Annotated in this window: 22 protein-coding genes; 14 read left to right on the forward strand and 8 right to left on the reverse strand. The window is 50.7% G+C overall.

The genetic code is table 11. The features are described from left to right. Window position 1: 1 nt before the first annotated feature. The gene (locus tag FEK30_RS12425; RefSeq protein WP_065710782.1) at window positions 2–904 is read right to left on the reverse strand and encodes a histone deacetylase family protein; all 903 of its coding nucleotides are present in this window, start codon (window positions 902–904) and stop codon (window positions 2–4) included. A 263-nt stretch (window positions 905–1,167) separates the two neighbouring features. Here FEK30_RS12425 and rbp point away from each other — a divergent pair, with 263 nt between their 5' ends. Next, window positions 1,168–1,455 carry an RNA-binding regulator gene (rbp, locus tag FEK30_RS12430; protein ID WP_012307242.1) on the forward strand — a complete coding sequence of 96 codons (288 nt, stop codon included), beginning with the start codon at window positions 1,168–1,170 and terminating at the stop codon, window positions 1,453–1,455. Window positions 1,456–1,575: 120 nt separating this feature from the next. Here the strand turns inward: rbp and glnA are convergent, their stop codons facing one another. Next, complete coding sequence (glnA, locus tag FEK30_RS12435; protein ID WP_030006983.1) at window positions 1,576–2,997, reverse strand: type I glutamate--ammonia ligase; 1,422 nt, start codon at window positions 2,995–2,997, stop codon at window positions 1,576–1,578. Between the two features lie 572 nt (window positions 2,998–3,569). Between glnA and apcB the strand changes: the two genes are divergently transcribed. Beyond that, window positions 3,570–4,079 (forward strand): allophycocyanin subunit beta, encoded by a 510-nt coding sequence (gene apcB, locus FEK30_RS12440; protein WP_012307244.1) that lies wholly within the window; start codon window positions 3,570–3,572, stop codon window positions 4,077–4,079. Between the two features lie 107 nt (window positions 4,080–4,186). On the opposite strand, the gene FEK30_RS12445 is transcribed toward apcB, so the two are convergent. Beyond that, window positions 4,187–5,104 (reverse strand): LysR family transcriptional regulator, encoded by a 918-nt coding sequence (locus FEK30_RS12445; RefSeq protein ID WP_012307245.1) that lies wholly within the window; start codon window positions 5,102–5,104, stop codon window positions 4,187–4,189. A 228-nt stretch (window positions 5,105–5,332) separates the two neighbouring features. Between FEK30_RS12445 and FEK30_RS12450 the strand changes: the two genes are divergently transcribed. Then, window positions 5,333–6,505, forward strand: a complete 1,173-nt coding sequence (locus FEK30_RS12450; RefSeq protein ID WP_138073355.1) for an S-layer homology domain-containing protein — start codon at window positions 5,333–5,335, stop codon at window positions 6,503–6,505. Here FEK30_RS12450 and hisF read toward each other — a convergent pair. Continuing rightward, window positions 6,495–7,277 carry an imidazole glycerol phosphate synthase subunit HisF gene (gene hisF, locus FEK30_RS12455; protein WP_012307249.1) on the reverse strand — a complete coding sequence of 261 codons (783 nt, stop codon included), beginning with the start codon at window positions 7,275–7,277 and terminating at the stop codon, window positions 6,495–6,497. The two genes, FEK30_RS12450 and hisF, sit on opposite strands and share 11 nt — an antisense overlap. 205 nt (window positions 7,278–7,482) lie before the next feature. Between hisF and FEK30_RS12460 the strand changes: the two genes are divergently transcribed. Beyond that, window positions 7,483–7,779 carry a hypothetical protein gene (locus tag FEK30_RS12460; protein WP_030006981.1) on the forward strand — a complete coding sequence of 99 codons (297 nt, stop codon included), beginning with the start codon at window positions 7,483–7,485 and terminating at the stop codon, window positions 7,777–7,779. Here the strand turns inward: FEK30_RS12460 and FEK30_RS12465 are convergent. Continuing rightward, entirely contained in the window at window positions 7,776–9,368 is a 1,593-nt protein-coding gene (locus FEK30_RS12465) for a SpoIID/LytB domain-containing protein (RefSeq protein ID WP_138073356.1), read from the reverse strand. The genes FEK30_RS12460 and FEK30_RS12465 overlap by 4 nt on opposite strands. Before the next feature lie 62 nt (window positions 9,369–9,430). Continuing rightward, entirely contained in the window at window positions 9,431–12,580 is a 3,150-nt protein-coding gene (locus FEK30_RS12470) for a hybrid sensor histidine kinase/response regulator (RefSeq protein WP_138073816.1), read from the reverse strand. Between the two features lie 183 nt (window positions 12,581–12,763). Here FEK30_RS12470 and FEK30_RS12475 point away from each other — a divergent pair, with 183 nt between their 5' ends. Together FEK30_RS12475 and FEK30_RS12480 are read left to right on the forward strand one after the other, a co-directional pair. Then, window positions 12,764–13,516: a YebC/PmpR family DNA-binding transcriptional regulator gene (locus tag FEK30_RS12475; protein WP_138073357.1), complete on the forward strand. Its 753-nt coding sequence runs from the start codon at window positions 12,764–12,766 to the stop codon at window positions 13,514–13,516. Window positions 13,517–13,683: 167 nt separating this feature from the next. Then, entirely contained in the window at window positions 13,684–14,922 is a 1,239-nt protein-coding gene (locus tag FEK30_RS12480; protein WP_030006977.1) for a GAF domain-containing sensor histidine kinase, read from the forward strand. On the opposite strand, the gene dapF is transcribed toward FEK30_RS12480, so the two are convergent. Beyond that, on the reverse strand, window positions 14,919–15,764 hold the full coding sequence (dapF, locus tag FEK30_RS12485) for a diaminopimelate epimerase (RefSeq protein WP_138073358.1): 846 nt from the start codon (window positions 15,762–15,764) through the stop codon (window positions 14,919–14,921). The genes FEK30_RS12480 and dapF overlap by 4 nt on opposite strands. A gap of 41 nt (window positions 15,765–15,805) precedes the next feature. Here dapF and FEK30_RS12490 point away from each other — a divergent pair, with 41 nt between their 5' ends. The 6 genes from FEK30_RS12490 to FEK30_RS12515 all read left to right on the forward strand — a co-directional run bounded on the left by FEK30_RS12490 (window position 15,806) and on the right by FEK30_RS12515 (window position 21,123). Then, on the forward strand, window positions 15,806–16,015 hold the full coding sequence (locus FEK30_RS12490) for an Hfq-related RNA-binding protein (RefSeq protein WP_062434363.1): 210 nt from the start codon (window positions 15,806–15,808) through the stop codon (window positions 16,013–16,015). A 64-nt stretch (window positions 16,016–16,079) separates the two neighbouring features. After that, a complete protein-coding gene (locus FEK30_RS12495; protein ID WP_138073359.1) occupies window positions 16,080–16,994 on the forward strand; it encodes a M23 family metallopeptidase in 915 nt (304 codons plus the stop codon). Window positions 16,995–17,304: 310 nt separating this feature from the next. After that, window positions 17,305–17,547, forward strand: a complete 243-nt coding sequence (locus FEK30_RS12500) for a FeoA family protein (RefSeq protein ID WP_065710790.1) — start codon at window positions 17,305–17,307, stop codon at window positions 17,545–17,547. A gap of 3 nt (window positions 17,548–17,550) precedes the next feature. Then, window positions 17,551–19,398, forward strand: coding sequence for a ferrous iron transport protein B (gene feoB, locus FEK30_RS12505; RefSeq protein ID WP_138073360.1), 1,848 nt, complete (start codon window positions 17,551–17,553; stop codon window positions 19,396–19,398). Between the two features lie 211 nt (window positions 19,399–19,609). Next, the gene (locus tag FEK30_RS12510) at window positions 19,610–20,635 is read left to right on the forward strand and encodes an IS5 family transposase (RefSeq protein WP_138071033.1); all 1,026 of its coding nucleotides are present in this window, start codon (window positions 19,610–19,612) and stop codon (window positions 20,633–20,635) included. A gap of 185 nt (window positions 20,636–20,820) precedes the next feature. Next, window positions 20,821–21,123, forward strand: coding sequence for a DUF5132 domain-containing protein (locus FEK30_RS12515; protein WP_065710792.1), 303 nt, complete (start codon window positions 20,821–20,823; stop codon window positions 21,121–21,123). 22 nt (window positions 21,124–21,145) lie between these two features. Here FEK30_RS12515 and FEK30_RS12520 read toward each other — a convergent pair. Beyond that, window positions 21,146–21,939, reverse strand: a protein-coding gene (locus FEK30_RS12520) for an IS5 family transposase (RefSeq protein ID WP_138072138.1) whose coding sequence is annotated in 2 segments (ribosomal slippage) — window positions 21,146–21,606 and window positions 21,606–21,939 — 795 coding nt in all. Because the reading frame shifts where the segments join, the coding sequence is not laid out codon by codon here. A gap of 152 nt (window positions 21,940–22,091) precedes the next feature. Here FEK30_RS12520 and FEK30_RS12525 point away from each other — a divergent pair. After that, window positions 22,092–22,637, forward strand: a complete 546-nt coding sequence (locus FEK30_RS12525; RefSeq protein WP_181445661.1) for an HMA2 domain-containing protein — start codon at window positions 22,092–22,094, stop codon at window positions 22,635–22,637. 19 nt (window positions 22,638–22,656) lie between these two features. Further along, window positions 22,657–24,798, forward strand: a complete 2,142-nt coding sequence (locus FEK30_RS12530; protein ID WP_138073361.1) for a heavy metal translocating P-type ATPase — start codon at window positions 22,657–22,659, stop codon at window positions 24,796–24,798. The last annotated feature ends 20 nt before the right edge of the window (window positions 24,799–24,818 follow it).

Genomic DNA, 24,818 nt, shown 5'->3' on the forward strand with positions numbered 1-24,818 from the left:
ATCAGTAAACATCCCGCGCCGCCCGATGGAGCAGGGAATGGCGATATACAAGGTCATGGATATTTTTTGCATAGCCTCCACCAATCACACAGGCCACGGGATAACCCGCCGCCAAGCAGGTACTCAACACCAGCCGTTCCCGCCGATACAGACCCGTGTTCGTCATCGCTAATTTACCGAGGCGATCGCCCACATGGGTATCCACCCCCGCATCGTAAAACACCAAATCCGGCTTCACCTGACTCAAAAGATCTTCTAGATGGTGCGCCAAAATTTGCAGGTAGCCATCGTCGTCCAATCCTTCCGGTAGGCCAAGGTCTAAATCACTGCGCTGCTTTTGGCTGGGAAAATTCACCTCGCAGTGCATCGAAAAGGTAAATACCGTCGGGTCATCTTGGAAAATAAACGCCGTGCCGTCCCCCTGGTGCACATCGAGATCGACGATTAAAATCCGCTGCGCCAAGCCCCGTTGCTGAATTGTCCGGGTGGCGATCGCCAAATCATTCAAAATACAAAATCCTGACCCATAGCCCGGAAAAGCATGGTGTGTTCCCCCCGCCGTATTACAGGCCAACCCATGCTCTAGGGCCAACTGTGCCGTCAAAATCGTTCCTCCCACCGCCGTCAAAGTCCGTTGGACGACCCCCGCACTCCAGGGCAAACCAATGCGCCGTTGGGCCTTTGAGGTCAAGGTTCCCTGGCAATAGGCCGTCACATAATCCGGCTCGTGGACAAGTTCTAGCCAGGCTCGATCTGGCAATTGCGGTTGGTAAACTTGCTCCGGTTGAATCACCCCATCCCCCAACAGCAACCCATGCAATAACCGGAACTTCGGCATCGGGAAACGATGCTCCTCCGGAATCGGCGTCACATAATCAGGATGATAAACAACCGGAAACCCCATACAATGCCCCCCAAATCAGCAACTTATCCTCCCAGGATTGTAAAGAATTTTTGCAGTGAGAGTCGTAGGATTAACTTTTCCCTGCCCAAGACCCTCAAAAATTGAAACATCTGATTAAAAATCAAATCGAGCAGCTATAATCAAACGTAACAAGATAAGGATTTGATCCAGTTAAGTAAGATTGTCTAAAGTTTTCCTGACTGCGTAGCTTTCCGAATCTCTGCCCTCTACGATTCTCCGATTCGGAAGAATATTCGTTAATTATGTCGATTTACATTGGAAATTTGTCCTATCAGGTTACTGATGAGGATCTAAAAGAAACCTTCGCCGAATATGGCAAGGTAAACCGTGTCCAAGTTCCCACTGACCGGGAAACTGGCAGACCGAGAGGATTCGCCTTTGTGGAAATGTCTAGCGAAGACGAAGAAAATGCGGCCATTGAAGCCCTAGATGGTGCTGAATGGATGGGTCGTGACCTCAAGGTTAACAAAGCAAAACCCCGTGAAGACCGTCGTCCGGCTTCCCGTGGGGGTGGCCGTAGCCGCTACTAAAGCATTTTTCGTAGCATTACTACTCGACACAGCCGTTTAATCTAGCTGTCGTCACAAATAAATTAATTTGTTTCCCACTACCATCGGCAGTGGGATTTTTTTGTGGAGCTAGGTTGCCATTTAGCAATCGTAATAAAGGGCAAATTCGTAGGGATGGGGCCGTAACCGGAGGGGATTCACTTCGGCGTCTAATTTGTACTCAATCCAATTCTCAATGAAATCTGTCGTAAAAACACCGCCCGCCGTTAAAAAATCATGATCCTGCTGGAGAGCTTCGAGGGCGGCTTCTAGGGAAGCGGGAGTTGAAGGAATTTTGCTCAGTTCCTCTGGGGTCAAATCGTAGATATCGACATCTAGGGGATCACCTGGATCAATGGCGTTTTTAATACCATCAATGCCTGCACAGAGCATCGCCGCAAAGGCTAGATAGGGGTTGGCTGTAGCATCAGGGCAACGGAATTCAAGGCGTTTGGCTTTGGGGTTTGGCCCAGACAGGGGAATGCGCACCGACGCCGAACGATTTCCTTGGGAATAGGCTAAATTAACCGGGGCCTCGAAGCCGGGAACGAGACGCTTGTAGGAATTGGTGCTGGGATTAGAAAAAGCGAGCAGGGCTGGGGCGTGTTTGAGGATGCCACCAATGTAATGGAGGGCCAGTTGACTGAGGTTGGCGTAGCGATCGCCCCAAAATAGTGGTTGACCTCCTTTCCAGAGGGATTGGTGGGTGTGCATCCCGGAGCCGTTGTCGTTAAACAGTGGTTTCGGCATAAATGTCACGGTGCGGCCATACTTACGGGCGACATTTTTGATCACATACTTATAGGTCATCAAATAATCTGCGGCCTTGAGGAGCGTTGCAAAGCGAAACCCCAATTCATTTTGGCCCCCGGTGGCGACTTCGTGGTGGTGCTTTTCGATGGGAACGCCGCATTTCGCCATGGTCAGCAGCATTTCTGTGCGCATATCCTGGAGGGTATCCGTTGGTGGTACGGGGAAATACCCCTGTTTGTAGCCCGGTTTGTGGGCGAGATTGCCCCCCGGTTCTTTGCGGCCTGAATTCCAGCGACCCTCGATGCTATCAACGTAATAAAACCCTTTATTCTCCGTCTGGTCAAAACGCACATCATCAAACACGAAAAATTCTGCTTCGGGGCCAAAATAGGCGGTATCACCCAGGCCGGAGGCTGTGAGATAGTCCACGGCTTTTTGGGCAATGCTGCGGGGATCACGACTGTACCACTCCCCCGTGCGGGGTTCTTTGATCGAACAAATGAGGCTGAGGGTTTTTTCTTTACAAAATGGATCGATCCAAGCAGTTGTGGGATCAGGCACCATCGCCATGTCAGACTCGTTAATCGCTTTCCAGCCTCGAATGCTTGAACCGTCAAAAGGCACCCCATCAACAAAGGAAGCTTCGTCCAGTTGATCTTGGTAAAACGAGCAATGTTGCCAAATGCCTGGCAGATCAACAAACTTGAGGTCAATAATTTGAATATTTTCCTCTTGGATCAGCCGTAAAACATCGGTTGCTGTCTGGGTCATGGTGGGGTGCCTCACAAACAATTCTTAATCTTCACTGGTAGGATCCGGCAAGCGATGGGATTCACGCCGACACAGTTCGCTTGATCCTAGAAAGAGTTATGGCAGTTCGTTGTAGTCTGGGTCACATCTCCACTGGTTGCGGCCCAGGAACTGTTTACTGTCAGGGTAGGTTAGATTTAAAGCTCCGGGTCAGGCGATCGCCAAAATTTCACCAAAATATTTACAGAAAGTCGCCCCATCTGGCATGGATGGCCACAGCCTCGGTACAGCTTGGGAAAAACAAAAATCGTCTTTTAGATCTCAGATTTAGAGCAGTTTTATTATTTTTTTTAAAGAAATGTAATCAATACGGCCCGAAACCTGGGATTATAAATGCCGTATAAAATTACGGGAGAAGACATCCTCCACTCCTTTGGGCGACGTAAAACAGGCTCGTCCTGGGGTCTTTACCCGAAGGAAAAACCATGTACTTCAGTCATGGGAGTATGTCAATATAAAACGAAGCTTCTCATCCCCCTGGGATGATCCTTTTCTAAACGCGCTTAATAAAACTGCTGTTCGGAGAAAATTTAATGCGGGACGCTGTTACAAGTCTGATCAGAAATTACGATACCACCGGGCGTTACTTTGACCGTGATGCCATCGAGAGCCTCAAAGACTACTTTGCTTCGGGGAATGACCGAATCACCGTTGCGGCGATGATCAATAGTCAATCTGCGGAGATCGTCAAGGCCGCGGCCAATAGTCTCTTTGAAGCGGTCCCTGAACTGCTCTTAGCTGGGGGCAATGCCTATACGACCCGTCGCTTTTCTGCTTGCTTGCGGGACATGGACTACTACCTCCGCTATGGCACCTATGCCTTAATTGCTGGGGATATGGACGTTCTCAACGAGCGGGTTCTACAGGGTTTGAGAGAAACCTATAATTCCCTAGGGGTGCCCATTGCACCGACGGTTCGGGGAATTCAATTCCTTAAGGATGCGATTAAGGAAATGGCGGCGGCGGCTGGCATCGCGAATACGGCTTTTATCGATGAACCGTTTGACCACATGACCCGTGAACTGAGCGAAGTGGATCTCTAAATTAGTTGACGGCAACTAACTTACACCAATGGTGGGCTGTCACCTCAGTTCCTTGCTCTGACCCTGGTCGGGGCAATTTTTTTATGGGTCTTTTTCTAAACCGAGACCTAGGCACTAAGGGTATCGAGGCGCGGTTGAGAAAGAAGTTGGGTAATGAGACTACAAAAATATTGAATTGGGGGAATCTCTAGGCGATCGCTAGTCGTGACGAGGACAACTTCCCGCATATCCATGGCATCGGGCAGAGGTTTGACCACAAGGGCAGAATCAGTACGGGCTTCGACGAGGGCAGATTGGGGCAGAAGGGCAATCATATCACCCTGGCGTACCAGGCCACGGAAGGCATCGAGGCTATTAAGTTCAACGGTGGCCGTGGGGGCGAGACCGTGGTTGGCGAGCTGATCTTGCACATAACGTTGCATACCATAGCCGTCCTTAAAGACCACTTGGGGGTAGCTCGCGATATCGATCCAGCTTAATTTTTCCTTCTGGGCGAGGGGATGATGTCTACTGAGGAGGACTTCAACGCTTTCTTTGTAGAGGGGCATCACGACCATATCGGGGCTGGCGGTGAGGAAGCGATTATTCATGACAATGGCCACATCCACAAGGCTATCCCGCAGCACTTTTAGGGCGCGATCACTACCGAGGGCGGTGACTCGCAGTTGGGTTTGGGGGTACATCCGACAAAATTGTTGGAGTACGGGCGGCAGATGGTAGGCACAGACGGAGTGAATGGCAGCGACGCAGAGTTCCGATTGATTGCCCGCGAGAAGATCATTGATTTCAGCACGGGCATTGTCCCAACTGCTACAAATTTTGCGGGCGTAGGGCAGAAACCGTTCCCCCGCCAGGGTGAGTTTAACCTGGGCGCTGCGGTGAAAAAGGGGCATCCCGACGGCGGCCTCAAGGCTTTGAATTTGGCGACTGACGGTGGATTGGGTGACGCCACATTGCTGGGCTGCTTGACCAAAATTTCCGGTGGCGGCGATCGCCAAAAATGCTTGCAATTGCTCCAGGCGCATGGGTCATCCCCTTGGTTAAATGTTTTCCTGTCATGTGCCCAATGAGTTTACTGCATTGATTTTGGGGCTTTTTGTTCCGGATGTTACAAACCTCAAGAAAGGAAAAGGGCCAGAACTCAATAATCTGACAAAAATCTGGCAAGTCCTGCGGAAGAATCTATCATGGGGACAATTTGCGCCTGTGTTCAATCCGTGGCCGAGTGATTTGCCTCGGTTGCATCCCTAACTATGCCCAATATGAATCGCTCTAATCCTGATCCCCTGGTTTCTCCCTCTGACCATTGGGCCACATCGTTCACTAATCAGTTAGCCACGGTGAAGGGTTTAGGGGCTTGGTTTGGGTCTGGGTTTGATCCGGCTCGACCACTGACCCGGACTGAGTTTGCCAGGGTGCTAGCCCAATGTTTTGATCTGCCACGACCCTGGGGCACTTTTGTGCCGGAATTTCCAGATGTTGCGCGCCAAGACCAAGCGGCGATCGCCCAAGCGGTCTCCATGGGATTTTTGACGGGTTATCCCGATGACACCTTTCGCCCCCAAGCTGTGCTGAAACGGTTTGAAGTGCTAGAAGCGTTGGTACGGGGTTTAGGGTTGAGTCCAGGGAATCCAGCGGTATTACGGGCTTTTCGAGACTATGCCCAGATTCCTTCGACGGTGATGGGGGCGATCGCCGCTGCAACTCAACACCATTTGGTCGTGACCCAGCCCCAAGTTGATCTGCGACCCCTCCAGCGAATCACCTGGGGGGAAATGGCCGCTTTTTTGCACCAAGCCTTGGTTTTACAGGGGGAATTACCCGTTTTGGCTGCGCCTGGATTGGTCGATCCGCTGCCCTATCTGCCGACTTTTAGCGATGTGCAAAACCACTGGGCCAAACCCTTTATCCAGGCGATCGCCAATCTTGGCTACATTCACGGTTCAGCCCAGGGCCAATTTTTCCCCGATCAGCCCCTCAATCGCGCCCAGTTTGCCCTGTGGATCCAGGCCATATTTCACCCCAGTCCCCAACGCCCCCGGAAACAATTTTTCGATGTGCCGTCCCATTTGCCTGCCGCCGAGGCCATTCAACAAGGATATCAAGGCTGTTTTTTCTCTGGTTTTCCTGACCACACTTTCCAACCCCAGCAACCCCTACGGCGCGTCCATCTCCTCGTGGCGATCGCCCAGGGCCTGCGTTTACCACCAGGGGACATTGCCCTAACAGAACACTACGCAGATCAGGAGGAAATTCCCCCCTATGCCCAGGCAGCGGTGGCGGCAGCTCTCCAAGCGAAAATTGGTGTGCTCCCCCAGGAAAAATTAATGCTCAAACCTCAGGCGATCGCCAGCCGAGCCGAAGGACTCGTTTATTGCCACCAGGCCTTGGTTTACGGCCAACGGTTACTGCCGCTTACTGAGTGATTTGGGTTGGGCGCACGGGCACTTGATGCTGTTGGAGGTAGGTCTTAATTTCGGCGACGGTCAGTTGACCATAGTGGAGCAATGAGGCTAAAAGGGCGGCCTCTGCTTTCCCCGTCGTCAGGGCTTCGTAAATATGCTGGGTGTTGCCCGCTCCCCCGGAGGCAATGACCGGAATTTCGACGGCATTGGCGATCGCCTTGGTAAGTTCTAGGTCATAACCCGCTTGGGTACCATCAGCATCCATACTCGTGACAAGCAGTTCCCCAGCGCCCCGTTGGGCCATTTCCTTCGCCCAGCCCAGGGCATCAATGCCGGTATTTTCGCGGCCGCCCCGCACATAAACATCCCAACCCGGATTTGCCGGATCTGGCCGACGCCGGGCGTCAATCGCCACCACAATGCACTGATTGCCAAATCGTTCGGCTGCTTCATTGATAAAATCCGGGTTCCGCACCGCCGAAGAATTGATACTGACTTTATCGGCCCCGGCCCGCAGGAGGTTTCTAATCTGGGCCGTGGTACTAATGCCACCGCCGACGGTGAGGGGAATAAAGACCTGTTCTGCGGTTTGGTAGACCACATCGATAATGGTGTCGCGGTCTTCGTGGGTGGCGGTAATATCGAGGAAAACCAATTCGTCAGCCCCCGCATCGTTATAAACCTTCGCCAACTCCACCGGATCGCCAGCATCCTTGAGATCGACAAAATTCACACCTTTGACAACCCGTCCAGCATTCACATCGAGGCAAGGCAAAATTCGTTTGGCGAGCATTTTAAAGGGGGTCTCCTAGGTCGGGGGGCAAGGTCATATTTTACCCCTTGCTCGCAACACCACAATTGCGATCGCCCCCAAGAAATTAGCAGAAATTTCACGAATTGTTTATCACAGAAATTAACCGATGCAGCGGCTCGGCTTGACCTTGAGAATTTTGCGGTGATTTAAAATGGGCCTGTGTGTGTTTCGCCGATCAGTGTTTATGCGTGTTGTAGCTCTCCAGGATGACATTCTCTGTATTCACCAAGATGATTTGCCCCCCTACAAAAAAGGCGGCTCGGTGGTGCGCAATAGTTATTTTTGGGCGTTGAAATCCATTGCTTGCTACACGCCGCGCCAGGGAGATTGGGAATTTGACCGGGTGGTGTGGGTTGCTTTAGGGCGGATGTTGATGGCCTTTACCACCTCCGGGTACCTCGGCAGTTCGGAAACAACTTTAGAATTTCCTGAGGCGATCGCCATCCCTGACTCTTTACGCGCTGTTGCCACCTATCTCTAGGGGGTTTCTCGCCAAAAGACAATGGACTCATCCAAGGGTTGGAGGGTGGTGCCAGGATAGTAAAACTGGAGAATCCGCGCCGCTGACCAGCCCAAGTTAGCGAGATTGTAGGAGCCATATTGACTCATGCCGACCCCATGGCCGAACCCTCCCCCCACAAAGGTATAGCCCGTGAGCTGATTTTGGGGATTGAGGTTGGGTTGTAGGTAAAACAGGGTACTGCGGGGCGGCCCCAGGGCACTGCGAATTTCATTTTTCAGGAGTTTGACAATGCCCCGGTCGGTGGTGACATCCAACTCCAGGACACGACCCGAAGGCGATCGCCGCTTAATCTCTAGTTTTTGTACCGTTTGGATGCCCGCGAGGGGATTTTGGGTGCGCTCTAGATAGGTTTGTAGAGTCGTGGCTAATTCCTGGAGAGTGGCGGATCTTTCCCAGCGAAAGACAGTCCGCCCCGTTTCGTTAAAGCCTTGGTTGAGGGCGATAAATTTCCGAAAAGCCTGTTCATCGGCGAGGGAGTTGCCTTTTAGATCCCAAACCGGATTCGGAGAATCAATCACGGCTTTGAGATAAGGCCGCTCTGCCCCATCCCACACATCGCTAAAGGAAGCGGTTACGCCGCCAGTGGTAGAGGAATACAGGGCATCGACTAATTCGTTGTTGTAGGTGAGCACTAAACCTTTGGTGCGGGTGATCGCCTGGTCAATGCGGGGACTGGTGCCCTGGAGACCTTTATAAACCTGGCAATGGATCGTGGCACAGAGTTCGTAATCGTCAGCTTCAAAACGCCGTAAATTGCGCAGGGCGTAGGTGCGGGCAATGATTGTCTGGGCTTCGACGGCATTATCGGGGGCATTGGGGCCAATTTCGTGGGGCACAACACCTCGCAGATACACCTCAATATCGACGTCATTAACAAGGGTAAAAGTGCCGTAGGCGTTGGGCTGGAGCCTCAGTTCCCCGGCAAAGCGACTTTCTGGGCCGCCATCTTCTTGGACATTAAACAAACCGTTGCGCGAACGGATCGTCACATTGGCCCGATTGTACCGGTACCCCCCCACCACAAAGGAGGCGATCGCCTTTTCGGTACGCACCGTCGAACTGAGATAAGGGGTGGTGTAACCCTTCGCTTTTAATTCCTGGAGCAACAACCGCCGGAGGAGAGGCGTTTGGTAGACATCCCGTTTCGCCCAGACTTGCCAGCGACCGGGTTGGGTAATTTCTACTTCAATGCCAAGAGAACGCCAAAATTTTGCGCTGTCCTCTGCCGTCTCAAAGGTGCCCTGGTCACTGAGGACGATATATTCCGCTAATTCCGCCTGGGGCAAAGGTTGCTGGGCGACCTCTAGGGTGACTTGATTGGTCTGGAGCGTCTGTTGTTGGCCGCCGCTGATAATGTCCACCTCAAGGCGATCGCCCGACAGACTGGAGATGGTCAAAGTATCGTTTTGCTCTTCTCCGAATCGTTGGACAATGCCCACTTCGATCTCAACGGCATTACCGGGCAAAGCCCCCGGCCCCCATAGTCCAAGTCCGATCCATAGCCCCAATCCGAGCCACTGCCCCTGAAATTTAGCACTGCGCACCATGGCGAGTCCCCTGACACCTAAAACAATTGATGAAAATATAGACGGCGATCGCCAGCCCAAAGTTACGCCACCACCTTACCATTTTCGTCTAGTAAAATTTCCCCAGCCATTAACCGGGCCGCTGCTTCTAGCAAATGATCTTCCACATAGGGCTTTGTGAAATAGGCCTTTGCCCCCCGTGCCGCCGCAATTTTCCGGTGTCGTCCGGCCCCGCGCGAGGTCAACATCGCAATGGGAATGTGAGCCAATTCAGGATATTGTTGAATTTCTTCGAGCAGCGCTAAACCATCTAGGCGCGGCATCTCAATATCACAGAACACCAAACTAAAATCGGGATTTTCCAACAACTGCTCTAGAGCCTCTTCTCCATCCCGGGCCCGCTCCACATGGTAGCCCGCCTTTTGGAAGGTAATGGCTAACAATTCTCGCACCGTCACCGAATCATCCACAATCAAAATCCTTGGGGCCGTTATTTTTACCGACACATCATCTAGGGGTTCAAAATCGCCCATCCCGTCCCCAGGCTCCGAGACCGTAGGCTGTTTCGTACTGCCCGGCAGTAACACGTCCCCTTGGCGCATTTTTTGGGCCGCATCCAACAGCACTTCTTCTAAATAGGGTTTCGTGAAATAGGCACTTGCCCCCAGTTCAGCGGCCATTTGTCGGTGGCGATCGGCCCCCCTTGATGTCAGCATGGCCACCGGAATTTTTTCTAAATTCGGGTCTTTTTGAATGCGAGATAATAGCTCCAGGCCATCCATGCGCGGCATCTCAATATCGCAAAAGACCAGTTCACAGGGTAAGCCTCCCCGCAGTTTTTCCCAAGCTTCCTGGCCGTCCCGGGCTTGCTCAACCCGATAGCCAGCCTTTGTGAAACTCATCGAGAGGAGTTCGCGCACCGTGATCGAATCATCCACAATCAACACAATGGGCTCCGTTTGTACCATCTCTGGCACGAGCAAGTGTAAGGCTGGATTATCTTGCCAGGTGGTAGCCTTGGCCCTGACCCGTCCCTGGGCCGCAAGTTCAATCAGCTCTAACACATCAACCACAGGCATAACCGTGCCATCCCCCAGGACTGTCGCCCCGGCGATCGCCGCTGGTTTCGGAATCGGCCCCTCGATCTGTTTAATCACGATTTCTTGTTCCCCTAGCACCTGATCCACTTGAATCGCCAGGAGATTGCCCGCACTGCGCAGGATCACAACGGGAATTTGGTCAGGATCCCCAACCCCTCCATAAATTGAGCCCCGCCCAATTTGTCGTTGGAGCGTCAATAGATTACTGAGGGGATAAACCCGCAATCGAGAATCTCGCCAGCGAATATAACGTCTGCGGCCTTCCTGTTCCACTTGGTCGAGGGTGTAGGTCTGCATATCTTCAACCCCATCCATGGGCAGAGCAATGCGGGCGTGGCGATTGAGACAAAATAAAGCGCGGCAGATATTGAGGGTGAGGGGTAGCCGGATGGTAAACGTTGTACCTTTACCCAGGGCGGAGTCAATGGTGATTGTGCCTCGAATACTCCCCAGGGCAGTGCGGACCACATCCATGCCAACCCCCCGACCAGAAAAGTCATCGGCCTGCGCCTTGGTGGTAAAGCCAGGATGAAAAATAAAATCATAAATATCCTGTTGACTGAGATCCGATAATTGATCAGGGGTAATCAGGTTTTTTTCGAGGGCTTTGTGGACGAGGGCTTCAGAATCCATCCCCGCACCATCATCGGCAATGGCAATCACAATTTGATTTCCCTGAATATAGGCTTTGAGGGAGACAACCCCCGCCGCAGGCTTACCTTTACTGAGGCGTACTTCCGGGGACTCAATCCCATGGGTAATGGCGTTGTTGATCAGGTGAGTCAGGGGATCATAGAGCTGCTCTAGGATCATTTTGTCAATGAGCACTTCTCGACCTTCGACATTGAGGGAGGCTCGCTTATTGAGTTTGAGGGAAATTTCTCGGACGGGGCGCACCAGGCGATCGGCTGCTTGGGCAAAGGGAATCATCCGTGATTTAGTCAAGCCTTCCTGGAGCTGCGTACTGACCTGCCGGAGATTACGGGCAACTTGTTCATTGTCATCGACTAGAAATTCGATATCCGAAGAAGATTCTCGCACCCGCACAATCAGTTCAATCATCTCTTGGGAAAGGAGGTGAAAGCCGGTGAACTGATCCATTTCTAGGGGATCATATTCTTGGGAACGATGGCGACCGGGGGCATCCGCCTTATCGGTGAAACCTGGGGGAAAGTGATATTCACTACTTTGACCACGACTGGCCAGCAGGGAACGCTCCAGGAGAGAACGTTCATAAAGATCTTGCATCTGGCTACCAATGTCATTGAGCCGTTGGACTTGGCCCGTGAGATTGTCGAGGAATTGCCGGAGTTTTTCTTGGCTTTGTTCGAGGGTATTGCGGTTGACAACGAGTTCTCCCATCAAGTTACTGAGGTTATCGAGTTGCTTGACGGGAATCCGCATGGTCTGCTCAAAGCTGTTGACCTTTTGGGAGCGTTGACGATTTGTACTAGGGCCGCTGGTGGTGGTAATGGGAGGCCCTCCCATGGTGTCTGCCTGTTGGAGCAGGGCTTCTAATTCACCAAAGTCCGTCTGTTTGGAAATAGTGATTTGGGGGCGTTTTTTGGGAGAGGGACTAGGGCTAGGAACACTCGGATTTTGTTCAATGAGTTGGGTGAGGGCTTGCCAGTCAACAGAGTTGGCCGACGAGCTTGGTGACACTTCTAGGTATTGACCGAGATCCTCTAGGGGAGGGTAGTAGGTGATCTGACCGTTGGTGACCGGGGAGATCTGGGAGGAAATGGCCTTGGGGCGTTTGAGGGGCGGGGAAACGGGGTCTTCGAGGGGAAAATAAGGTTCGCTCTCGGTGGCGTAAGTTTCTGTTTCGGAGGGTTGGTTGGGATCAGTATCCTGGAGGAGAGCTTCTAAATCGGCTTCGAGGTCTGCTTCGTTTTGGGACGAGGCTTGCTGAGGCGTTTGGGACTGGGGGGAGGTCACTTCCTCGAAGGCTAAAAGTTCTTCAAAGTTATTTGCGAAGCTGATAAATGAAACTTTCGGATCGATCTCCTTGGGAAAATCGGTCGCTGGGGGGGCAGAGGTTTCTGCGTCGAGGTCTTCAAACAGTTCTAGGAGTTCGTCTTCAAACTCGGAATCTTGATAGTTATGCGCTTCATTATGACTGTTGTTGCTCACTGGTGCCCCCATCCAACGCTGGTCAAAAAATACAGGAATTGTCAATTACAATCAGGATAACCTAATCTTTCGGGTGGATTACCTAAGGTAAAGTTTTACTGACAGGTTCAAAATCTGCTGTGTATTGGTGGCCTGTTATGGTTTAAGAAGAAAGCAACAGTGATGATTTGATGAGCATTCACCATGGCTGGACATAGTAAGTGGGCAAATATTAAACGACAAAAGGCACGGGTTGATGCCAAGAAGGGGAAAACGTTTACTCAGTTATCCCGGGCGATCATTGTTGCGGCGCGCCATGGTCTCCCTGATCCGGCGGGGAATTTTCAACTCCGTACTGCCATTGAAAAGGCAAAGGCTGCGGGTATCCCCAATGAAAATATCGAACGGGCGATCGCCAAGGGAGCGGGTACCTACAATGATGGCGAAGCCAATTACGAAGAAATTCGCTACGAAGGCTATGGGGCCGGGGGCGTGGCGATTTTGATCGAAGCCCTCACCGACAACCGCAACCGCACAGCGGCGGATTTACGTTCTGCCTTTAGTAAAAATGGTGGCAATTTGGGAGAAACGGGTTGTGTGAGCTGGATGTTTAGCCACAAAGGTGTGGTGACGCTCACGGGGGAGATCGACGAAGAAGCCCTACTAGAAGCTTCCTTAATTGGCGAAGCAGAAGGCTATAGTGCCATCGAAGACAGCGATGAGGTGGAAGTCCTCAGTGCCGTTGAGAACCTAGAATACCTCAACCAAACCTTGCAGGATGCGGGCTTTACGGTAAAAGAGGCGGAGTTGCGCTGGTTCCCGGAGACAGAAATGAACCTCACCGACGAAGTACAGATCCAAACGATCCTCAAAATGATCGAAACGATCGAAGCCCTTGATGATGTGCAAACGGTCACCAGTAATTTGGCGATCGCCCCAGCCTTTGCGACCCTCTAAAGGTCATTTGAAAGGTCATTTGAAAATTGAGCCAAAGTGATCCCCTAGCGACAGAGACTTGATTTGAAGGCTCCTTTGAGGTTTCAGGGGCGCACAAAATATTTCTAGTTTGGGTACCTTGGAGAGAGAAAATAATCTTTTCACAGCAGTAAGGAAATCCTGAAGTGATGCGAACCCCCGAACCTTTGCCCCATGAAGCAGAACGTCTCAAATCATTGTTCCAACAGGATCTTTTAGATACCCCCCAGGAGCCTGAATTTAATCGCATTGTCAACCTCGCGGCGCGACTGTTTGGGGTCAAAATCGTTCTGATTTCCCTCGTGGATGATTGTCGGCAGTGGTTTAAGGCTAAGGTCGGCTTAACGGCAACGGAAACCCCCCGCAATGTTTCCTTCTGTGGCCATGCGATTCGAGAGGCAGACATTTTTGAAATCCCGGATACCTTGGCCGATGAACGCTTTTGGGACAATCCCCTTGTCACTGGAAAACCCTACATTCGTTTCTACGCGGGTCATCCCATCCGCTCTGGGGACGGCTATCCCCTGGGTACCCTGTGTTTAATTGATGAACAACCCCGTAAATTGACGGCCACTGAACGGGAACTGCTGCAAATGCTGGCGCACCAGGTAGAAGATTTGCTCCGTTTACGCCGTAATCTAAAACGCAAGCAAAACAAAATTAAGCTGCTCACGGTGCAAGTACAATCCCTAGATCGAAGCAATAACCTCAAGGATCAACTGTTAGCGGTGTTGTCCCACGATCTGCGCAGTCCCCTGATTAGTTTCCGGTCGGTGATAGAACTCTTGGCCGCCCAGGCCCTAGAGCCGGAGGAGCTAGAAATTTTAATTCCCGAAGTCTGCAACAAGTTTGACCAAACAGAAATGAAGGTGATGCAGATGTTGCAATGGGCGCAGCAGCAACTCCAGACGGAAGTGGTTCCCATTGAGATGATCAAAGTCGAGGCGATCGCCGACCATGTGTTGCCCTGGTGCCAGGACTGCGCCCAACGAAAAAATGTGACCTTACAAGTTGAGCTGGAGCCCCAATTACAAGTCCTAGGAAATTTGGAACTTATCGGGGTTGTGCTGCGTAATTTCCTGGGCAATGCGGTGAAATATTCCCGTCACGGTGAAACGATCACCTTGTTCGCGCGCCGGAGTGGTCAATATGTGGAATTGGGGGTCAGGGATACGGGGCTGGGAATGAAGCCCGAAACCCTTAAAAAAATTCGCAGCCATAGCTACCAACTGTCAGCCCCAGGCACCGACAATGAGAAAGGGACTGGCCTGGGGTTATTGCTCTGTCAGACTTACCTCAACCAGATGGGCACTGCCCTAGAGATTGAAAGCCGCTGGATGGAAGGATCGACGTTTTCGTTTCGCTTGCCGATCGCCCCAAGAGCCTAGAGGGTCACTTGACCCTGGAAGCTAATGGCCGCTGGCCCAGTCATATAGATGTGATTGTCTGCCGCTGACCATTCGATCTGGAGACACCCCCCCGGTAGTTCTACGGTACAAAGGCGATCGCAATGGCCCGTTAAGACCCCAGCCACCACCGACGCACAGGCCCCTGTCCCGCAGGCAAGGGTAATCCCCGCGCCCCGTTCCCAGACCCGCATCTTGATGTAGTCGGGACGAACCACTTCAATAAATTCAGTATTAATCCGTTGGGGAAAAGCCGGGTGGTGCTCAAAATCTTTGCCAATGGTCTCTAGGGCGATCGCCGCCACATCTTCGACAAAGGTAATACAGTGGGGATTCCCCATGCTCACGCAGGTCACCGTCCAGGTTTTTCCAGCGACGTCGAGAGGTTGATTCACCGCCTGAGCGTTACCGTCTTTGAGGGTAGTGGGAATATCTGTTGCTGTGAGGATCGGTTCACCCATATCAACCCGCACCAGTTCATCGGCTTCTAAACGGGGTCGAATCATCCCCGCTAGGGTATGGATGCTGTAGGTTTTACCGGACGAATTTCCTCCTTCTAGGTGATCAATGAAGCGGGCTAGACAACGAATCCCATTACCGCACATTTCCGGTTCAGAGCCGTCGGAATTAAAAATGCGCATGGTATAGTCGGCACCAGCCTGGCCTGGCAGAGCGAAAATCACACCGTCGGCACCAATGCCAAAGTGGCGATCGCACAGTTGAATGGCTTGCTCCGGGGTGACGAGAGGCGTCGTTTGCTGGCGATTATCCAGCAGAATAAAATCATTACCCAGACCTTGATATTTCGTAAATTCCAGCACCATACTTGTCGGTTAAGCTAATCAATAAAAGTTAATTCGCCATTATGACAGAATTTAATACGGGCTATCCGAGTGTGCGTCGCATCCAGAGCTTCGTCAAAGTAAAAGGGGAAGTGGAGATTAAACTCCTGACCAATGATGTCATCATTGGCAAAATTTTATGGCAAGATCCCCACTGTCTCTGTGTCGTAGACCGCAGCTCCACTAGGGAATTTATGATTCCTCGCCAGGCGATCGCCTACGTCAAAGCTTAAACTGTCGGTAAACTTTTTCGTCTGCGATCCGTCCCTCTAATCTGTTGACCTAACGCAATTTACCATGACTGTTTCTTTCCCCCGTTTTCTCCCCCTCGTTGCCAGCCTTGCCCTAGTTGTGGGGTTTTCAGAATCAGCCACCAGCGAACCGCAACTCCAAGTCACAGTCAATCCCAGCAGTCCCAAACTTGGGGAGAGCATGGCCGTAATCATTGATCCCCCCGGCACCCTCGATCCCCAACAGGCCGATACTTTAACGGTGCGCTTTACCAAAAGTGGCGCGACCCAGGCCGATACTTATCCTGTTTTCCCTCTCGATCCGGCCGGCGATCGCTACCGGGCTTTAATTCCGACATCTCCCCTCGAACCCCACGGCAAAACCCTCCTCCAGGTGAGTGATGGTAATGAAGCCCGCAACCTCGCCGTTTGGATCCAAGACCGCCGTTTCCCGACCCAACGCATTACCCTCTCTGGCAGTGGCTCTGGACCTGCAACCCAATACGAACTTGACCGTGTTGCCGCCCTCAAAGCCATTGTCTCCCCCACAAAACATTGGAATGGCCCTTTCCTACGGCCGAATAGTGGTCGCGTTTCAACGATTTTTGGCGTGCGGCGCTACTACAATGGCGTTTTTGCCCAAGATTACTACCATCGCGGCATTGACTATGCAGCAGGCTATGGTTCTCCGGTGGTCGCTCCTGCCGCCGGTAAAGTGGCCCTGATTGACTTCGAGAAAAATGGTTTTAAAGTACACGGTAATACCGTCGGTATTGACCATGGCCAGGGCGTCATTAGCGTTTTCCTACACCTCAACAGTATTCCCAGCAACCTCAAGGAAGGAGATTTTGTCCAAGCAGGTCAAGCGATTGGCACCGTCGGTTCTAGTGGTGCTTCCACCGGGCCTCACCTCCACTGGGGACTCTATGTCAATGGCGTGGCGATCGATCCAGAACTTTGGCGTAACCAAACGGTTCAATAACCCGATGGTGATTTACGCTATTTAGCTGAGAAAACTGCGTTACTCATCCATGGTTTAAGCGCTCCTGTAAACCACTCTATCGCCCTTAGATCGCTGAAAAACTAAGACAAACTACGCCTTTGAGCTTTCTTTAGTTCAAGGGCTTTTTGTTGCGAAAGTGGGGCCTTTGGTGATCGAGGTCTAGACTACCTGGGTCTAGGTTACAAAAAATTTCATTGATTTAGCGGTATGCAAAAATATTATAAAGTAGTAAATGCAAATATTTTTTATTATTCTCTTCAAAATTAAATCCGCTAAGAGGACAAACAGCATGACCCTTTTAGACTTAGCTGTTGGGCAAATCGCGCTAGTTCGTGAAATTTCTGATAGTAAATATGGTCAAAGTTTAATTACACGCCTAGAAGCACTAGGAATTATTCCTGATAAACCCATTCAGGTTTTACGGAAGGCGGCCCTTGGGGGGCCACTCCATTTACGGATTGGTAGTACGACGGAAGTTGCCATGCGACGGGATGAAGCCCAGCATATTTCTGTGAGCATCGCTGAGGTGTAGTTGATGGTTCACTATTGCCATGCAACCCCGATCAACTCGCAACGGAAAGATGTGACGCGACGAATTGCCTTCGTGGGGCATCCGAATACGGGGAAATCGACGTTTTTTAATCGGATCACTAAAGCCAATGCGGCGATCGCCAACTGGCCGGGTTTGACGGTGGACTTATTTCGGGCGGTGATCAAGCTCGATCAAGAGATCGTCGAATGTATTGATTTGCCGGGAATTTATGACCTTAATGGTTATTCCGATGACGAGCAGGTGGTACGGCGGTTTTTAGAGGAGTATGCGGTCAATTTGGTGGTGGTGGTGCTGAATGCGGCACAGATTGATCGCCAGTTACGGCTCCTGTTGCAAATAAAATCCCTCGGTCTGCCGGCGATCGCCGTGTTAAATCTGGCCGACGAAGCGAAACGCTATGGGGTCAAATTTGATGCCACCACAATCAGCGAACGGGTCAATGTTCCCGTGTATGCCATTAGTGCCAAATATGGTGAAGGCTGTCCCCGTGTTCTGCAATGCATTACCCGCACGGTTCATGAACAGGCAGAAGCCTATCGTATTCAGGATTTAAGGCAATCGCTCCATGACCACTACGTCCACAGCGAGGAAGTAGACGCCATCCTTGAAGGGGTATTGCAGATGCCCTCGCCCACTATCCGCACCTTTACCAATGTATTGGATGGCATTTTGTTGCATTCCGTCTGGGGATTACCGATCTTTTTCATCTCAATGTTTAGGGTCTTTTGGCTCATCTGGACAGTCGGTTTACCCAGTGCTGATCCGGTGGATGCCGTCACGAGTTGGCTGCAGAAGATCATTTTAGAACCGCTCCTGTCTCCCTTGCCGACGCTACTCCATGACTTACTACTAGATGGGGTTTGGGCCGGTTTTGCCGCCTTGTTATCATTTGTGCCGTTGGTGGCCATCTTTTTTATCGTGATGAGTTTCCTCGAAGGCAGTGGCTATCTGTCCAGAGCAGCCTATTTAATGGATTCTCTCATGGGGCGTTTGGGCCTTGATGGTCGCACCTTTGTGCTGCAAATGATGGGCTTTGGCTGTAATGTCCCGGCGATTATGGGCACAAGGGTGATGCGGAGTCGGGGGATGCGCCTCTTGGCGATGCTGGTGATTCCTTTCTCCCTCTGTTCAGCGCGGTTGCAAGTGTTTGTGTTTATTCTCGCAGCGGTAATGCCGGGCTACCAAGGGGCGATCGCCTTATTTGTGTTGTACCTCATGAGTTTTGTTACCGCCTTTATCGTGGCCGCTTGTTTGAGTCGTTTTAAGTATTTTGCCGTGCGGGATCCCTTTGTTTTAGAACTGCCTCCCTATCGTCTCCCCACCCTCACCCAAGTCGCCCTGAGAGTATGGGGAGAGATGAAAGAATTTGTAGTACGTCTCTCAACTTTCATGATTATTGGCAGTAGTCTGATTTGGCTGCTTACGAGCTTTCCAGAAGGCAGTACTGGGCTCGACACCTACGCCGGACAAATTGGCGGCTTATTTCAGCCCATAATGGCCCCCCTCGGTTTTAATCCATTTTTGACGATTTCCGTGTTGTTTGGCTTTGTTGCCAAAGAAGTCCAAGTTGCAGCCCTGGCTGTTCTCTATGGCCTAAGTGAAGTCGCCACAGCCCAAGAATTGAGCAATAGTATTACCTTTGCCCAGGGTTTTAGTTACTGTTTATTTAGTCTTATTTATATGCCCTGTTTGACGACCCTCGGTGCTATTTGGGGTGAGGCAAAGTCAGTGCGTTATTTACTTATTTCAATCATCCTTCCCTTTGTTACAGCTTGGATCTTTAGTTTTGTTGTTTACCAAAGTTTTCTGCTATTAAATATTGGCACTTAAAATATTTTTTGCGAAATAAAATCAACAAATTAAGTGTATATAAATTCCTGTAAACAACACCAAAAAACTTTTTAAATTCACAGTAAAAATTAATAAAGGTAAAACTTAGGCCATGCCATAATAAAGACAAGGGGATCTCGAAAAATAGCTTGAAGCGAAGCAAGAATATGAGATCATAGATACCAAAGTATCGCCAAAGCAGTGTCTCAAGATGAGTCAATTAGGATTCTGGGATTGGGAAAAACGACATCAGTATTTGGAGGAGAAACAAGATATCCTCGTCAAGCTCAATGAATGGATTCCTTGGGAAGAATTTAGAGAGATTCTCAATCAGGTTCAACCAAAAGAGAGAAAAAGTAAGGCGGGCAGGAAAGCAATAGATCCCGTACGAATGTTCAAATTGCTGATACTGCAAAGGCTCTACGGTATTAGTGATGAAGCTCTAGAATATCAAGTCAATGACAGGCTATCATTCATGAAGTTTGTCGGTTTGGGCATCGAAGATAAAGTACCAGATGCGACAACAGTCTGGCTATTTAGACAAAAGCTAGTAGAGCAAAAGCTAGCGGCAGCACTGTTTGAGAAATTTGAAGGCTATTTGCAAAAACAAGGATATCAAGCAGAAGAAGGACAAATAATTGATGCAACACTCATCCCAGTACCGAGACAGCGCAATCGTCGGGAAGAGAATGAAGTAGTGAAATCAGGCAAAATTCCCGAAGACTGGAAAGATAAGCCCAGGAAAAAGCGACAGAAGGATTGTGATGCTCGCTGGACAAAGAAAAATCAGGAGAATCACTTTGGCTACAAGAACCACATCAATGTCGATGTGAAATATAAACTCATCAGAAAATATGCAGTGACAGCAGCTTCAGTGCATGACAGTCAAATGTTTGCGGCAGTCTTGGATGGCAGTAATAGAGGGGATGGCATCTGGGCAGACAGTGCTTACCAAATCCAAGTACGGGAAAGAGTATTAGCACTGATGGGTATGGACAGTCATATTCATGAGAAGGGGAACCGTAATCATCCCCTAAGTGAGACACAAAAAGCCAGAAATAAAGAACGCTCTCATGTCCGTTCGAGAGTGGAGCATATCTTTGGTACTTTTGTGACCTCTATGGGGGGCAAGATGGAAAGGGTGATTGGTCATGCTCGTATTGAGACACAAATTGCCCTGAAGAACTTAGCCTACAACTTCCGACGGTACGTCTACTTGCAGCAATCTTGTGCCTAAAATCAAAAAAAATGGAGGCAAATAGGGTGAATTGACAACATCATATGAGCAAATATTTTTGCTTTTATGCTGTGACTGATAGTTTTTCTCAAAGCCTATCCATTTTTTGAAAATTTCGAGGTTCCCACAAGAGCATCAAGCCTCAAAGTAGTTGACCGAAAACGCGGAAATTCTGGAGAAAATCAATGTTAGAACAAGTCAAAAGTGCCTACAATCAAACCTTAACTCGTCACGGCACCCTCAAAACCGTCGCCCTTGTTGCAGGGGCTGTGGTCTTAGCCCCCGCCGTTGCGTCGATCCTGAAGCCAGTGGCGAAAGCCTCCATTAAAACAGGGGTGGTTCTCTATCAAAAAACGAAAGGGGCGATCGCCGAAGCTGGAGAACAAGTTGGCGATCTTGTCGCTGAAGCCAAGGCAGAAGTTTTAGCGGAACAGGCTGCTAAGCAAGAACTTCCTGCCATCGAAGCCGTACAGGATCACAATGCTTAGAGACCATTTATAAAGTAAATCTTTAGGAAACTAGCCGACGCAACATCAGACGACTCATGGAAGCATAAATCCCTGCCTCCGACACTTCTGATAATTGCTCATAGTCTTTACTAAGGCGACGATAATAATTCAACCAACCAAATGTACGTTCAACAATCCAACGCTTCGGGAGTACCATGAATTCTTTACTGTTTCTACTAATCACTTCCACCTTGGCTTGCACCATTAACCAGAGACTTAAGGCAAAGCGTCCTCCTCGATATCCAGCATCTACCCACATCAACCGCAATCGCTTCAACATCTGCTGTTGCTGCTCCCTTAGCTCCATCACTGCAGCAAGGGCAAAGGTTCGTTCTGAGCTATTTCCCTCGGAGACTATCACTTTGTAAAGTAACCCTAAACTGTCGACTAGCAAGTTTCTCCGTCTTCCTTTGACCTGTTTCCCGCCATCGAAGCCATAGACATCGCCCTTTTTTCTGTCGTCTTGACCGATTGGCTATCGGCAATCAGGACGCTAGGTTCTGGGGTTTTCCCCACTGCTTGACGGCAGCGAGTCCGCAAAGCATGGTTGATGTTTTCCCAAACTCCCTGCCTCTGCCATTTGCGATAGTAGTAGTACACCGTGGAGGAGGGAGGAAAGTCCTTGGGCAGATAGGCCCATTGACAACCGGTTTTGAGGAGATAGAAAATCCCATTGCAGACCTGTCGCATATCAGTAGTACGTGGATGACCGCCGGACTTTGGAGCAGGAATCAAGGGTTCTAGTAAAGCCCATTCTGCATCGGTCAGGTCACTGGGGTAAGAAGCTTGAGACATTGGTGCTATTCTCCTGTGTCGTTACGCTTATGCTTGACCTTAACGACTTCACGGGCAAAAATCCTGTTCTCTTTATCTTTACTTTATAAACACCCTCTTAAGACTGAAATTTCAGTCTCAATGTTAATTATTGCCATGAAAAGGATAGTGCCATGGTCAGCACAATTACCTCTGTAGAAAATACATCTCAAACCAGCCCCAATTCAGAAGTGACTCAACTGGCAAATTTTGTCAAAGAGCATGAAAAAATCGAAATGATTTTGCCTGTTTTGTTAGGGTTATTTATTACCAGTCGCCTCCAGTTGCGAGGGGCAAATGCGCTGTTGGTAAATCTAGGGATTGCCACTGTTTTGCGGCAGGTTTTTAAAGAGTTAAAACATCCCACAGTAAGCCCAGAGAAAAAAACAACAGCTCCAGAAATGGATCACAGTGATGTCTTTGGGGATGGGGTAAAAATTGTTCATTCTGTGCCCGGTCGAATTCGTCTCCGGATTGATCAAATTGCCGGTGATCGCCTTTTTGCGAAACATTTAGAACGGCTGCTGCGGGATGATGACCATGTGCTGGGGGTGCGTTTTAATGCCTCGGCGAGTTCGGTGGCGATCCAATATGATGCCGGCTCCTTCTCGGATATGGAATTGGGGCTCCGTCTGATGGATATTCTCAATAAAGCCCGTCTCGGTGAGGCGATCGCCTAAGTCAAGCAATCGAAAATTAATGACCTCTCTCCAGCTTAGTTCGCAATTCACCTGGGATTTTCCCTTTGACTATAAGATTGTCCACCAACTTGTAGGGCGGCTTCGTTTAAAGTTAATCGCCTTTCCAGAGAACGGTTACGGTCGCTTATCAGCCTATTTCGCCACACTACCTTGGGTCGAAACCTTTCGGATTAATCCTTGGGCCGCATCGGTGGTGATTTACTACAGACCCGAACAGTTGCGGGCGGCACCTCTAACCCAAATAACGGCCAGTCCGCCCCCAAAAATCGCTGCTTTGTCCCTCTGGACACAGGTGCGGCAATCTAGTTTAACGCTACCCCTCTTTGCAACAGCACTAGGTCTAGCAAGTAATCAGTGGGAAAGTTTGTTGCTCACAAGTTTGGCGCGATTAACTTTATTGGGGGCTGGTTTTCCGGTGGCACAGCGGGCGATCGCCAGCCTTTGGCAAGACCATAAACTTAATATCGACTGCCTAGATTTACTTGCCCTGATTTTTAGCGGCTGGCAGGGCAAACTCGTCACCCCTGCCTTGGTAATTACCCTCCATGAATTGGGGGATTTAATTCGTGAACAAACCGCCCGCGCCACGGAACGCACCACCGCCAATTTGATGGATACCATCGGGCGTTGGGCTTGGGTCGAGCGAGAGGGAGAAATTATTCAAATTGAGAGTGATCGGGTCCAAGTCGGCGAAACGGTCATCGTCTATCCAGGGGAACGGATTCCTGTCGATGGTGTGGTCATTGGTGGCGAAGCGACCGTCGATCAACAGCAACTGACGGGTGAATCGATGCCCATCGTCGCCCAGGTGGATACAGAAGTCTATGCCGCCACCCTCCTCCGTTCAGGAAAATTACGGATTCGCTGTGAGCGGGTCGGTCACAATACCAGAGCCGCCCTCAGTGTGGAATTGCTTGAAAAAGCCCCCGTCCACGATACTCGCATGGCAAACTACGCCGCCCAGCTGGCCGATAAACTGATTTTGCCGTCCCTTGTCCTTGCCAGCATGGTGTATGGCACGACCCAAGATCCAACCCGGGCTGCCTCGATCCTGACCCTTGATTTTGTCACGGGAGTCCGGGTATCGATGCCGACAGCCTTTTTAGGGGCGTTAAACCATACCACCCGCCACGGCATTCTCGTCCGCAGTGGGCGCACCCTGGAACTGTTGGCGGAAATTGACACGATTGTCTTCGATAAGACGGGGACCCTCACCCAAGGAAAAATCGCTATTGAATCGGTAACACCATGGGGGACTTGGAGCGATCGCCTTTCCCCAGAACGACTCTTGCAACTGGCAGCCTCTGCCGAACAACGGATCACCCACCCCGTCGCCGAAGCCATTGTCCACCATGCCCAACAACAGGGCATTGAACTCCTACCCCGTCAAGGTTGGGACTATCAGGTGGGATTTGGGATTAAAGCCACCATTGAGGGGCAAACGATTCTCGTCGGTAGTGCAACTTTCCTTGAACAAGAGGGCATTTGTCCCCTCGTCGATCAGCGAGAAACTAATAATTTTGCGGCATCAACGATTTATGTCGCCTCTGACCAAGCGTTACTCGGTTGGCTGGCCTATACCGATCCGTTACGTCCCGAAAGTGCGTCTTTGATTGCGATGCTGCAACATGAGCATCAAATGGCGGTGCATGTGTTGACTGGAGATAGTCACCAACGGGCGCATCAGGTGGCTCTCGCCCTAAAAATTCCCGCGCACCATGTCCATGCGGAAGCCTTCCCAGAGGATAAGGCGCGGATTGTGCGCAACTTACGGCGGTCTGGTCGGGTAGTTGCCTTTGTGGGGGATGGTCTGAATGATTCGGTCGCCCTCGCCTATGCGGATGTCTCGATTTCCTTTGCCGATGGTTCGGACATTGCCCGGGAAACGGCGGATGTAGTCCTAATGAATAATGACTTGGGGACATTACTGGAGGCGATCGCCATTGCGAAGGAAACTCAAGCCCTCATCGAACAAAATACCCTGCTGGTGGTCGCCCCCAATATGATCGGCTTGGGACTGGCAGCCACGGTGGGGCTGAATCCCCTCTGGGCAACGGTGATCCACAACGGTACGGCGATCGCCGCTGGTTTGAATAGTCTCCGTCCCCTGCTCCAACACCAATTAGAAACTATGTCCTAATCGTCTCCAGCGGTTGGGTT

The sequence above is a fragment of the Picosynechococcus sp. PCC 11901 genome, assembly GCF_005577135.1.
Lineage (GTDB): Bacteria > Cyanobacteriota > Cyanobacteriia > Cyanobacteriales > MRBY01 > MRBY01.